This is a genomic window from Aliiruegeria sabulilitoris, from assembly GCF_001558155.1.
In the GTDB taxonomy this organism is placed as follows: domain Bacteria; phylum Pseudomonadota; class Alphaproteobacteria; order Rhodobacterales; family Rhodobacteraceae; genus Tropicimonas; species Tropicimonas sabulilitoris.
In genome coordinates this window covers 118053-129988 of the sequence record NZ_LOAS01000023.1, presented here as the reverse complement: position 1 = coordinate 129988, position 11936 = coordinate 118053, and the positions used below count along the sequence as shown (strand labels likewise).

At 62.7% G+C, this 11936-nt stretch carries 11 protein-coding genes and 1 pseudogene; 10 read left to right on the top strand and 2 right to left on the bottom strand.

Features of this window, described 5'->3' with window-relative positions; all coding sequences use genetic code 11:
• From AX756_RS26110 to AX756_RS18415, 9 genes and pseudogenes are all read left to right on the top strand, one after another.
• Positions 1-256, top strand: a pseudogene (locus tag AX756_RS26110) (hypothetical protein); the annotation flags it as partial.
• A gap of 28 nt (positions 257-284) precedes the next feature.
• The gene (locus AX756_RS18450) at positions 285-2192 is read left to right on the top strand and encodes a DUF3604 domain-containing protein (RefSeq protein ID WP_068315149.1); all 1908 of its coding nucleotides are present in this window, start codon (positions 285-287) and stop codon (positions 2190-2192) included.
• A 24-nt stretch (positions 2193-2216) separates the two neighbouring features.
• Positions 2217-2693 carry a hypothetical protein gene (locus tag AX756_RS18445; RefSeq protein ID WP_156461562.1) on the top strand — a complete coding sequence of 159 codons (477 nt, stop codon included), beginning with the start codon at positions 2217-2219 and terminating at the stop codon, positions 2691-2693.
• Between the two features lie 143 nt (positions 2694-2836).
• A complete protein-coding gene (locus AX756_RS25730) occupies positions 2837-3190 on the top strand; it encodes a YMGG-like glycine zipper-containing protein (protein WP_163887305.1) in 354 nt (117 codons plus the stop codon).
• Between the two features lie 35 nt (positions 3191-3225).
• Complete coding sequence (locus AX756_RS18435) at positions 3226-3540, top strand: HdeA/HdeB family chaperone (RefSeq protein WP_068315139.1); 315 nt, start codon at positions 3226-3228, stop codon at positions 3538-3540.
• A gap of 496 nt (positions 3541-4036) precedes the next feature.
• Positions 4037-4897, top strand: coding sequence for a DUF1214 domain-containing protein (locus AX756_RS18430; RefSeq protein ID WP_068315136.1), 861 nt, complete (start codon positions 4037-4039; stop codon positions 4895-4897).
• 113 nt (positions 4898-5010) lie between these two features.
• On the top strand, positions 5011-5379 hold the full coding sequence (locus AX756_RS18425) for an RcnB family protein (protein ID WP_156461560.1): 369 nt from the start codon (positions 5011-5013) through the stop codon (positions 5377-5379).
• Between the two features lie 165 nt (positions 5380-5544).
• Complete coding sequence (locus AX756_RS18420; protein ID WP_068315130.1) at positions 5545-7236, top strand: alkaline phosphatase family protein; 1692 nt, start codon at positions 5545-5547, stop codon at positions 7234-7236.
• Positions 7233-8861 carry a phospholipase D family protein gene (locus AX756_RS18415; RefSeq protein WP_231701095.1) on the top strand — a complete coding sequence of 543 codons (1629 nt, stop codon included), beginning with the start codon at positions 7233-7235 and terminating at the stop codon, positions 8859-8861. Before AX756_RS18420 ends, AX756_RS18415 begins: the two co-directional genes overlap by 4 nt.
• A gap of 365 nt (positions 8862-9226) precedes the next feature.
• Here AX756_RS18415 and AX756_RS18410 read toward each other — a convergent pair whose 3' ends face one another.
• Positions 9227-9505 (bottom strand): DUF2312 domain-containing protein, encoded by a 279-nt coding sequence (locus tag AX756_RS18410; protein ID WP_068315127.1) that lies wholly within the window; start codon positions 9503-9505, stop codon positions 9227-9229.
• 146 nt (positions 9506-9651) lie between these two features.
• Between AX756_RS18410 and AX756_RS18405 the strand changes: the two genes are divergently transcribed.
• Positions 9652-9867 carry a hypothetical protein gene (locus tag AX756_RS18405; RefSeq protein ID WP_068315124.1) on the top strand — a complete coding sequence of 72 codons (216 nt, stop codon included), beginning with the start codon at positions 9652-9654 and terminating at the stop codon, positions 9865-9867.
• A gap of 22 nt (positions 9868-9889) precedes the next feature.
• Here the strand turns inward: AX756_RS18405 and AX756_RS18400 are convergent, their stop codons facing one another.
• Complete coding sequence (locus AX756_RS18400; protein WP_068315121.1) at positions 9890-11920, bottom strand: 3-hydroxyacyl-CoA dehydrogenase family protein; 2031 nt, start codon at positions 11918-11920, stop codon at positions 9890-9892.
• Between the last annotated feature and the right edge of the window lie 16 nt (positions 11921-11936).

Sequence of the window (11936 nt, the reverse complement as noted above, 5' to 3'; positions counted from 1 at the left end):
CCAGCCGGATGAAAAGCGCCATGTCCAGTTCCAACTTGGGGAAACGGTCTACGGTGGCGATGCCGTCGGCGCTGAGAGAGACGGTTACTTCGGTGGCTACGCCGTCGCCAACAGAGCCAAGTTCATCGACGACATCGCGAACCTGCAGACGATGACCGTCAATCCCGAAACGGATCGGGCGTACGATATCGACCTGACCGGCACGAAGGCCGCGCTGGAAGCGCTGCGGGAATGCCAGACAGCAATGTCGAACTAGACCCTAGGCAGGCAAAAGGAGACGCGCCATGCACTACCTATCTCTCGCGACGCTCGCCGGCGTCACCTTGGCCGCCCAGGCGGCGGCCCAGGACGTTGGCACGCTTTCGCCCAGTGCGGATACCGAATACGCGCCGTATCTGCAGCACGATTATCCCAACCAGGTACTCTTCGGCGATACGCATCTGCACACCGCATATTCCGCCGATGCAGGACTTACCGGTGCAACAACCACACCTGACGATGCCTATCGCTTTGCCAAGGGGCAGGTCGTCACGTCGTCGAACGGCATCCCGGCGCGCCTGCAGCGACCGCTGGATTTCCTGGTTGTTGCCGACCACGCCGAGAACCTCGGTCTCTATATCGCGCTCGACGAAGACAGCCCGCTTCTCGAGGGCAACGAATGGGCCGCCGGGTTGAGCGACATCTTTTCGCCCCGGACCAAGGAGGCCAAGGACGAAGCCTATGTTTACTGGGGCAGCGCATTCTCGTCCGGTCCAAGTGGCGGCGATCCACTGGCTGACAGCCCGCTTGTCCAGACCATGTGGGAGCGCATTACCGAGGCCGCCGAACAGCACAACGATCCTGGTGCGTTCACCGCCCTGATCGGCTATGAATGGACGTCCGGCCCCGACGGCAACAACCTGCACCGCAACCTCATTTTCAGGGATAGCAAGGCAGAGGCCGATCAGGTTGTCCCCTTCAGCGCCTATGACAGTGACGACCCGGAAGATCTCTGGGACTGGATGGAGCGGTACGAAACGCTGACCGGCGGGCAGGTGCTGGCCATTCCTCACAATGGCAATCTGTCGAATGGCCTGATGTTCGATGACGTCACGCTGACGGACAAGACCCCGATCGACGCCGCCTATGCCGAGCGCCGGATGCGGTGGGAGCCGTTGTACGAAGTCACCCAGATCAAGGGCGACGGCGAGGCGCACCCGATGCTGTCGCCCGATGACGCCTTCGCAGACTACGGAACATGGGATGTCGGCAGCTTTGGTCCAGAGCTCAAGACCCCCGAGATGCTGCCACGGGAATATGCCCGCGAGGCGCTGAAGCGCGGCATGGCCTACGAAGCCAAACTTGGCGCCAACCCGTTCAAGTTCGGCATGGTCGGCTCGACGGATTCGCATACCGGCCTGTCGACCGCGCAGGAGGACAATTTCTTCGGCAAGGCTCCGATGGTCGAACCGACCGGCGACGTGCTGCGCTGGGAGGAAGAGATAACCGGCCGCCTCACACCCGACGATCCCGCCGATGACCAGATTCACGGCATCGGCCTTGCTTCCGGCGTTGCTGCTGTCTGGGCGCGCGAAAACACCCGCGAGGCAATCTGGGACTCCCTCAACAACAAGGAAGTCTATGCCACAACCGGAACCCGCCTGCGCGTGCGCGTCTTCGCGGGAACCGGGTTTGGCGCTGATGATCTCGTACGTTCCGATTTTGCGGCATACGGCTATGAGAACGGTGTGCCAATGGGCGGCGAATTGACCGGACTTGCCGAGGGCACCGTTCCCGGCCTGCTGATCCGGGCCCTGCGCGACCCCGACGCAGCCAATCTCGACCGTGTGCAAGTCGTCAAGGGCTGGGTCGATGCCTCTGGCGAAACCCAGGAGCGGATCTATGACGTGGCCTGCTCGGACGGACGTGCGATCATTGACGGCGCCTGCGATGGCGATTTGGGCAACACGGTGGACGTGACCACCGCGACCTATACCAACGCAATCGGCGCACCGTTCCTCGATACGCATTGGCAAGATCCCGATTTCGACCCGGCCCTGCGCGCCTTCTACTACGTGCGCGTCCTCGAAATTCCGACACCCCGCTGGACCACCTACGACGCGGTCCTCTTCGGCCTCGAGCTGCCCGACTTCGTGGAGCCAACCCACCAGGAGCGCGCCTACACATCGCCCATCTGGTACACGCCGGGCTAGCCCCATTGCCTGGAGGAAAAAGAAATGAGCAAGGTACTTTTGGGAGCAGTTTTGGGAGCTGCGATTGTGGGCGCATTGGTGTTTCTCCTCAATCAACCTGAACCCGTTCCACCAACGCCGGAAGAGAGATTGAACAAGGCAGCCGAAGAAATTCGCGACGCCACGCAAGAATCCGTCGAGGCGGCTTCGGATGCCGCTCGAGAAGCGGTCGGCGGCATTATGGGTCAGGTTGCCGAAGGCTATGCTGACGTGGCTGAACGGGTGGCCCAGACCTCTCAGGAAACTCAGAAGGAGTTGACTCGTTTTCTCGCGGAGTGGCGAGCGAAGGGTATCCTGACGGAGGAAGGCGTTGATTTTGCCGCGGCAACCGAGGCAATCGAAGGCAGCGAGCTTTCGGCTGAAGCCAAGGAAAATGCGATCGCGGTCTTGAATGCATTGCGGGATGCCCCCGGAACGTTCGAGAAAAAGCTCAACGCGCTCAATATATTGCTCGAGAAATGACCTGCCGCAGCTCTTTCGCGCCCGATCGGGCGCGAGGGAGCGAAACCTCATGGATGCCAGACAACTTGATCGTTGGGATCCTGCGCGAACCGCTCTTTCGCTCTCGCTTTGATGGCGGGACAGAATATGAGGAGACACCACCCATGCCGATCTGTATCCGAACTCCGGCAGCCGTTTTAGCGGCGTTGCTGTTACTGACGGGACCAATGGCCCCGCAGCCTGCTGACGCACAGACGCAGACGCAGTTCACACCACAATACTGCGAGGCCTATGCGCGTGATCGCGCCAACCGCAAATCGGGCGGTGCCATTGGCGGCGCGGTGGCGGGCGCGACCGCCGGCACTGCGGTTGGCCATATTGCTGATGGAAAACTGAGTTCCCGGCAAAAGGGGGCGGCTGTCGGTGCGGTGGTCGGGAGCGTGGCAGGCGCCGCAGATCGCAACAACCTCTACAACAAGTACTACCACGGCTGTCTGAGCGGCGTGATCTACCAGTGACCGCAGCGAGACCGAAATCGATGGAAAGGAAGACCATGAAGATCAAGTTCGCAACAGGACCGATCGCTGCCGCACTGCTTTGCGTTGTCGGTGGCGGCGCCACCGCCCAGGACACTGACGGCGACGGCATCTGGCAGGTCGAGGAGTTCACCTGCCGCGATCTGTTGATGCGTGGCGGGGAGGAGCGGGATTTTGTCCTCGTCTACATGCACGGCTTCATGAGCGGCAAGATGGCGGAGATGACGTTTGACACGCCCGCCCTGACGGCGGCGACCGATGCCGCTCTGGAATCCTGCATCGACACTCCGGATCAACCCTTGCTGGCCGCCTTCGAAGAAGCGCGGGGCTGAGGCAATGAATGCAAGGCCGTTGGCCTGCATTCGAACACTCACCAAATCCTGGATCGAGCGGACAGGCATCTAGGCAAAACATGCCTCGAAATTCAGGACAGGAGGGGCGCCGGGTTACAGTACCTCGTACCGGCGCCCCAACAAGACGATCGCTTTGGTCAATGGAGGCCCGCGTGACGCTGCGCTGCGTGTCATTTGAGAAGGGAGGGAAACGGTGGCAACGCCCTTGCCAAGCACCCTGCAGCGTTTTCTGTTACAGTCTCGGGAGGCTCGAACCCGATGTGTACCGCCGCAAAAGGAGCACGCACCGACGCGGCAGCGATCGCCAAAGACCGCGCCGCCACCCCGGTGTGCTGCTGTGGGAAAACAACCACCGGCGAGTCCGGCCGCGCGCCGTGTCTTTCATGAACAGAGCACAGCTGTCCTCGGCGGATCTGGAGTGTTGAACGTGCTGCCAATCGCTGCGGCCGATATGTGAGGGAAGAAGGGGAAGAAAATGCGCAAAACCCTTACTTTTGGTCCCGTCGCCATCACGATGGCCATCGCGCAAGTTTCCCCTGCGACCACGCAGAACGCCTCGGACAACCTTCGGGGCTTTCTCGACGGCCGCGAGATTTCCGTGCCGTTGGACAATTTCGTGCGTGCGGCTTCAGATATCGCGTTCAGAAAATACCTTTCGCTGTCTGGCGGCGTAAATGCGTTTGTCCATATTCGCACGCCCACGCCGATCGATCAGCAGGCTACGATCCGGATGAACTGCGACACCCTATACTGCATCGCGGTGATCGACATCGGCGAAGGTGCGACGTTGATCCTGCCGGACACGGGCGCGGGATACATTTCCGCGCAGGTTATCAACCAGGACCACGACATGAATGCGGTCTTTGTTGGCGGAGCTAGCCACACGCTCGACGTGGAGACCTTCGACGGCCTTGTGAAGGCCCCAGTCGAACTCGCGCGCTTCGGCACCTCCAACTCCGGCGTCCTCGGAACCAAAGGTGAAGTCGATCCCATCCGAGCAGCGTCCTACGTGCTCGGCTGCGTTGACAAAACCGACGGCGAAACACCTTGCAAGGTCACCGTCAAGGATGTTCCTGTCGATGCCTTCGGGTCGGTGACCGTCCACAATGCCGAGGGCTATCTCGAGGCGAACGGTCTGGGCGTGAACAGCTACAACAATTTCTCCACCGAGCCGAATGAGGACGGCGCCTTCACGCTGCATTTCGGCGACTGCGGCGATGAGCGCGTGAACTGCATTCCGGTAACGCCCGGCTGGAACTATGCTGTACGGATGTACCAGCCCCGGGAGGAGATCCTCGACGGCAGGTGGAAGTTACCGGCCGCAGAGCCCGCGTAATGGAGGCTTTGCTGCGCCTTGGCACGTTGGAAAGAGGCTCGGGAGCAGATCCGGATGGACCCGGGCGTTCCTCAACCACCCTCATCCGGGGAAGACAGGATCGGAGGATGATCATGACCACAAGAACCACACTCATACTGGCCTTGTCCGTCGCCCTTACGGCGTTGGCGGGGCCGGCGATTGCGGACAACAAGAAGCCCGGAAAGGCCTATATCATCCCGCCAGGCAAGGCCAAAGGGACCCCGCCCGGTTTGGCCAAGAAGCCAGGTGGGATGCCGCCCGGACAGTACAAGAAGATCTATCGCAAGGGCGACAAACTCTCCGGCGACTACGTCTGGATCGACGATTATGACCGCTGGCGTCTTCCGCCTTTGATGCCGGGCCAGGGCTATGTGCGCTACGACAATGATGTCTACCGGGTTGCCCGCGACACAGCCACGGTGCTCGAGGCCATCGGCATCGTCTCGGATCTAATGCGCTGACCAGGGGCAGCCAATGAGGTACTGGAGTTCTGAACTCGGGCGTCCTGATGGTATGGTCACAAGACGCCCCCTGCGCGGGGCGACGGTCAACGAGCATTGGCCGGTAAACGGGACCGGCATCCTGAGCAGATTGCGACCCAATGACCGGCGAAACGGGGAGAGAGAATGATGCAAAACCACTTGGCAACCATTTTGGCGGCATTGCTTGCGGCAAAAACCGCGACGGCACAGGACGTGGACAAACCGGTCCGACTGGTCCTTCAGATCACGGTCGACCAACTGCGCACTGATCTGATCGACCGTTATTCGGCAGGATTTGGCGAAGGCGGCTTCCGTCGCCTGCTCGACGAAGGCGCCTTCTTCGTCGATGCCCATCACCGCCATGCCAACACCGAAACGGTGGTCGGCCACGCCACGCTTGCCACCGGCACCGATCCGGCGATCCACGGTATGGTCGCCAATGTCTGGCTGGACCGGGCCTCGGGCGAGTTGGTCTACAACGTCGAGGATCCAGACTATCCGCTGGTTGGCGAAGGTGGGGGCGTGAATACCGCGACCGAGATCGACCCGACGCAAAAGCTCGCCACGACCCAGGGCCGCTCGCCCCGCAACATCCGCACCACCACCATCGGTGACGAGATCGCCCTGTCACTCGGGCCCAATGCCAAGGTGTTCGGCGTGTCGGTAAAGGACCGCGGCGCGATCACGATGGCAGGCCACACAGGCACGGCCTACTGGTTCTCGAAAGCTGCCGGCGAGATGACCACCAGCACCTATTACATGCAGGCCCTTCCCGACTGGGTTGATGCCTGGAATGCCAAGGGCATGCCGCTGGCCTACGCGGACACCGCCTGGGAGCTTGGGGCAGACCCCGCGACCTATCTGTTCGGCGATGCGGACGACATGGAGTGGGAGACCGATTTTCCAGGCTATGGCCGCACGTTCCCGCATCCCTTTGGGCCGGCTGACGGGGATTACTTCACCACGCTTCTGACAGTGTCTCCCGCCGGGGATGAAATCACGGCGGACTTCGCCAAGGAGCTTCTGGTCGCCGAAGACCTCGGCACGGACGGCGTGACGGACTACTTGTCGGTCAGCTTTTCATCGACAGATTACGTCGGCCATTTCTTCGGGGCTTCGAGCCTGGAATCCGAGGTCAATCTGCATCGGCTCGACCGGACACTTGCGGACTTCCTTTCCTTCGTCGACGAGAAGGTCGGGTTGGATCGGACGCTGGTGGTACTGTCGGCCGACCACGGTGCTTCCGAAGCGCCGGGATACCTGAACGCGCTCGGTATCGGTGGGCAATACTTCAACTTCGACGACATTGACACAAACGATGCGATCCTGGCGCTCAAGGCGGAATTCGGCGTTGGCGAAGACCTCGTGGACCAGTTCTTCCAGCCCTACCTCTACCTCAATCGCGATGTCATCGCAGAAAAGGGCCTCGACCTTGGCGAGGTCTCCCACCGGGTTGCGGAGGAGTTGCGCGCGTTCCCCGGCATCGCCTACGCAGTGTCCAGCGAGGATCTTCGTGCCGGCGCCGTGGCCAACACACCGGTCACCCAAGCCGTGCTCGCCAATTTCAACGAGGACCGCTCGGGCGACATCTACGTGGTGTTCGAACCTCATTGGTTCGTCGCGGATTTCGACGGCCAGTCGGTCACCGGCTCGCACGGCTCGCCATGGCGCTATGATACCAACGTACCGGTCATCTGGATGGGCCCGGGTGTGCCGCAGGGTCGGATAGGACGTCCCGTCGAGACTGTCGACGTCGCCCTCACAATCTCCGCCTATCTCGGCATTCGCCAGCCATCTGGCGCCAGCGGCCGGATCATGACCGAGGTTACTGAATGACTGAAGGCAGCCGTGCGATGCTCGACGTTCCCATTGCAGATCCAAAGGCCGGCTCGATGTCGGCCTTCGGGACATCTCGGAAATTCCGGGGCGTGCCGGCACGTCTGTTGATGGCCACGGCTTTCAGCGTCGCTCTGTCAGGCTGCGCTGGCAGTCCGCCCAATGTTCAAAAGAGCCCGTCATTCGCTCCGGAGGACACCGGGACGACCTTTCTCGCGCAGCGGTCAAAGGGCCTCGGCGATCCGGGTGACGGCCGTTCGGGCATCCACATGCTCGTGGATGGCCCTGAAGCTCTGGGTGTTCGGCTTGTGCTGTCGGAAAAGGCCGAACGGAGCATCGATGCGCAATACTATCTGCTTCACGACGATCCGACCGGCCATCTGTTCACCTGGTCCCTGTTGGAGGCGGCCGATCGTGGCGTGCGTGTTCGGCTTCTTGTCGATGACATGGACACCAGTAGCTACGACGCCATGACGGCCGCGCTGAGTTCTCATCCGAACTTCGACATCCGCCTTTTCAATCCGTTCGCGCGGGGCCTTGGCAAGAATATCGCCTCGGCGTTCGACTTTCGCCGGGTCACCCGGCGGATGCACAACAAGTCCATGACCTTCGACAATCAGGTCACGGTCGTGGGAGGCCGAAACATCGGCGCCGAGTATTTCGCCGCCCGGGACGACAGCAATTACGACGATCTCGATCTTCTCGCGGCCGGTCCGGTCGCCCGCGAGGTTTCCCGGAGTTTCGACGACTATTGGAATAGCCCTTTCGCGATCCCGGTCGCGGACGTGGTCAGGAACAGAGACAAAAAACTGTCACTCGGGGAGGCCAGGAGCCGTCTGTCGGTGCTCGCCGAACAGGCGCGTACAACGGAATATGGAGATGCGCTGACGCAAGGCATCCGTGACGCCCTGAACTCCGGCGACCTGGTGCTCGATTGGGTTCCGGCGACCGTCATGGCCGATCCGCCCGAAAAGGCCGACTCCAGATCCGACACGACAGAGACCCTGTTCGCCGCAATGATTCCCTACTTCCAGTCCGCTCAGACCGAGCTGGTCGTGGTATCCGCCTATTTCGTTCCTGGCGAAAGGGGAACGGAATTCCTGGCGTCGCTGGAGGAACGTGGCGTGCAGGTTCGGATCCTGACCAACTCGCTCGACTCCACCGATGTGACACCCGTGCACGGTCACTATGCGCATTACAGAAAGGACCTGCTTGAGGCAGGGGTCGAGCTGTGGGAGCTTCGGCCGGACAAGGCTCGCCCGGATCGCGAGCTTCTCGGCCTCGGCCAATCGCTCTCAGGCCTTCACAGCAAAGCCTTCACGATCGACCGACACTACTTGTTCATCGGCTCGTTCAACTGGGATCCGCGGTCGGTGTTCATCAATACCGAAATGGGAATCCTGCTGGAGGATCGGGAGAGTGCTCAGCGCGCTATGGCGAACTTCGACCGCGCACTCGTGGACGTCGCCTACAGGCTTCGGCTTGGCGAGAATGGCCAGATCGAATGGCTTGCCCGCGGCAAGGACGGTTCCTGGGTAGCCCATAGAAAAGAGCCTTCAAGATCTGCGTGGCGCAAGTTCATGTCAGGCGTCTACGGAATACTGCCAATCAGGAGCCAGCTCTGAACAGCTGTGCTCCGCTTGGTGGGAAGGCTTCATCTTGCGACCCCGCGCGGCAAGACGGGCACCATGAAGAAGCCGATACCCGTCGCTGGCATGCCACCGAAATCTAAATAAGCATCGCCCCCATGGACCGCTTCAACGCGCTCGGCACCGCCGAAATCCTTCGCATGGCATGACATCAACGGGCAAAGGGAAAGTCATGCCTCAGGTGCAAGGTATGCGACACCGCCGATCATACAGGCCGAGCCAGTTGCGCCAGAGGTTACTTCCGGTTGCATCATTGGCTCGGCAATCCGTTCACGACGAGAAACATCCAATATCACAGCCTTAGGATCTTTCTCATTAAATATCTGTATATTAGGGCGTACCTACGACATACCCAAAGCTTCCTTGTACATTTCCAGCACCGCCTCTTCCTCGGCAATGTCATCGGGCTCGCGCTTGCGCAGCGCAATCACCTTGCGCAACACCTTGGTGTCGTAGCCGCGCGCCTTGGCCTCGGCCATGACTTCTTTCTGCTGCTCGGCGATGTCCTTCTTCTCCGCCTCCAGGCGCTCATAGCGCTCTATGAACTGGCGCAGTTCACCCGCTGCCACCTTGTAGGTGGCGTCGCCTGCGTTCGTGGCCTCGATACTCGTGTCGTCCATGGCTGCCCGCGCCTCCTGCGCTGTTGAATTCGATGGATGCCGAAGCCCTGATCTAACCAGCCGCGCTCCCGCTCGCAAGGCCGGTTGCAACCGGAGCCGCGAGCCGGTAGCGCAGGAAGGCAGAAAACCGGCGGCGGGAGGGAACCATGGAAATTCTGATCTGGATCGGGGCGGCGATCTCGCTGACCGGGCTCGCCGGGATCATTGGCTGCGTGGTGACGGTGGCACGGGCCAAGCGCGCGCAGCTCGATGACGAGGTGATGCGGGCAAAACTTCAGAAGGTCGTGGTCTGGAATCTCGGCTCGCTCTTCGTCTCGGCCATCGGCCTGATGATGGTGATCGTCGGCATCTTCCTCGGCTGACGCGCGCCGTTCAGGTGCCCGGTCACGCGTCGGACGGCCCCCCGGCAGCGATAAGCCGATCGAGATAGGCCGGCGGGGTCCAGAAGCGCGCATCCTCGGTCTTCGCCAAAAGCTCCAGGCGATCGCGCAGCGTGGCCAACCCCTGCCGACCGGCCTCGTACATCGGCCCGCCGCTGCGCCGCGGATAGCCAAGCCCACCGATTGCGACCAGGTCGATATCGGCGGCCCGTCGCGCCCATCCTGCTTCCAACAGGCGGACGCCCTCCAGCACCAGAGCGAGGTGGCAGCGCCGGCGGATCTCCTCCGGCGAAACCTCCCGCACCACGACTCCGGCCTCCGCCCGCAACTGTCTCACGAGCGCGTCCACCTCGCCGGAGGCCACGCCTTCGGGGATGCCCTTGGGGTAATCGTAGAACCCCTGCCCGGCTGCGCGTCCAAAGCGGCCGGCGGCGGCAAGGCGCTCCAGAACCGGCACATGGCGGTCGCGCGGGTCGCGCCCAGCGGCGGCGGCCTGCCGACGGGCAAGGAAAGAATGGAGCCCTGCGCGGTCCAGCATCCGGAACGGTCCTTCCGCATAGCCCGCCGCCTCCAGGCAGGAATCGATCTGGCGCGGCGTCGCCCCGTCTTCCAACAGGTGTTCGGCGGCCAGCAGCAGCGCTTCGGCCAGCCGGCCGGACATGGCGCCTGCTGCACGGTTGCCGGTCACGACCGGTTGCCGTCCGAGGTCCCGCACGAGTTGTACCAGCGCCGCAAGCCCCGCCTGTGAAAGCTGCAGCCCGGGCAGGATCTCCACGATCCCGGACGCATTTTCGGGGGCTGCCGGGAACAGGGCACAGGCGTCGCCCACCTCCAATGCGGCGTTTGTCAGCTGCGGGGTGACGGTGCCTTCGCGCAGGAAACCGACAATGCCGCTCGCGGTTTCACTACGGGGGGCGCTGCTGCCGTAAAGGACCAGATCACACGGCCCCGGCGCGCAGGCGCTGCTCAGGCGGGCAAGCTGCTCGGCCCGCCCGGCTGCATCCAGCAGACCAGCGGACATCGCCGCCGCAACCTGTGCCCCGATCCGGGAAAGCCCCGCGCGCAGACGCCCGGCGTCGCTATCCGACAGCACGACTTCATGACCCGCCGCCAACAGGGCGTGCCCAAGATCCGCCGCTTGCGGGGTTGCGCCGTGAATGGCAACCGAACCGAGCGGACACGTCGCGGCATCCCCGGTCTGCGGTACGGCACGTTCCGCCTTGAGCACATGCTCCAGCGCCCGCGCGGCGTCGGAACGGTTCACCTGCTTCGCGGCGGCCAGTTCAAAGGCAAGTCCGGCCTCGAAAGGCAGGACAAGCGCCGCCTCCACGCATTCCACCAGATGGGCCTCGGCCGAGTTGGACGGCGGATTCCATCGCTTCCGGATTTGCGCGACGCCAGACGAAAAGCGCGCCCGGTCGGCGAAGCCCTCGGTACGTTCGCGGCTGCGGCGGGGGCCGGCACCGGCCTCCATCAAGCGGCGGGCAAGCGAGACCGCCGCCCCTTCCAGACCACCTTGCACCACGCCATCGACCAGCCCGACCTCGACCGCCTGCGGCGCCTCAACCGGCGCGCCGGACAGCAAAAGCTCCAAGGCCTGCTCCGCCCCGAGGATTCGGGCCAGTCGCTGGCTGCCTCCTCCAGCCGCGATCCCGCCCCGCACGACATCGGGCCAGCCAAGCCGCGCGTCGGGCTCGGCAAGACGGAAATGGGCCGCAAGCGCAAGCTCCGCCCCGGCCCCGATCACATCGCCGCGCAACCCCATGATGACGGGCATTTCCAGCATTTCCAACGCAGAACACAGTGCGCAAAGCCCGTCCTCTGCGGCCGGGTCCAAGGGCAGAGGGGGGACCACCTTCCCGGTCAGAGTGCCGGAGAACAGCATCACCACGGCCCGCACCCGCGATGCTGGCAGGGTTTGGCTGACGAGTTTGGATAGCGCCGCGCGGCCCTGGGCATCGGGCGCGTTTCCAGGCGGCGTTTCCAACCGTGCGACCAGCACATTGCCGGAATGTTCGAGCTTCAGCCGCTCCACCTTGCGCTGCCCCTTA

Coding starts and splice junctions, on each gene's coding strand:
- AX756_RS18415 (WP_231701095.1), top strand. CDS start 7,233: ATGACTGAAGGCAGCCGTGCGATGCTCGACGTTCCCATTGCAGATCCA.
- AX756_RS25730 (WP_163887305.1), top strand. CDS start 2,837: ATGCCGATCTGTATCCGAACTCCGGCAGCCGTTTTAGCGGCGTTGCTG.
- AX756_RS18430 (WP_068315136.1), top strand. CDS start 4,037: ATGCGCAAAACCCTTACTTTTGGTCCCGTCGCCATCACGATGGCCATC.
- AX756_RS18420 (WP_068315130.1), top strand. CDS start 5,545: ATGATGCAAAACCACTTGGCAACCATTTTGGCGGCATTGCTTGCGGCA.
- AX756_RS18405 (WP_068315124.1), top strand. CDS start 9,652: ATGGAAATTCTGATCTGGATCGGGGCGGCGATCTCGCTGACCGGGCTC.
- AX756_RS18410 (WP_068315127.1), bottom strand. CDS start 9,505: ATGGACGACACGAGTATCGAGGCCACGAACGCAGGCGACGCCACCTAC.
- AX756_RS18450 (WP_068315149.1), top strand. CDS start 285: ATGCACTACCTATCTCTCGCGACGCTCGCCGGCGTCACCTTGGCCGCC.
- AX756_RS18445 (WP_156461562.1), top strand. CDS start 2,217: ATGAGCAAGGTACTTTTGGGAGCAGTTTTGGGAGCTGCGATTGTGGGC.
- AX756_RS18435 (WP_068315139.1), top strand. CDS start 3,226: ATGAAGATCAAGTTCGCAACAGGACCGATCGCTGCCGCACTGCTTTGC.
- AX756_RS18425 (WP_156461560.1), top strand. CDS start 5,011: ATGACCACAAGAACCACACTCATACTGGCCTTGTCCGTCGCCCTTACG.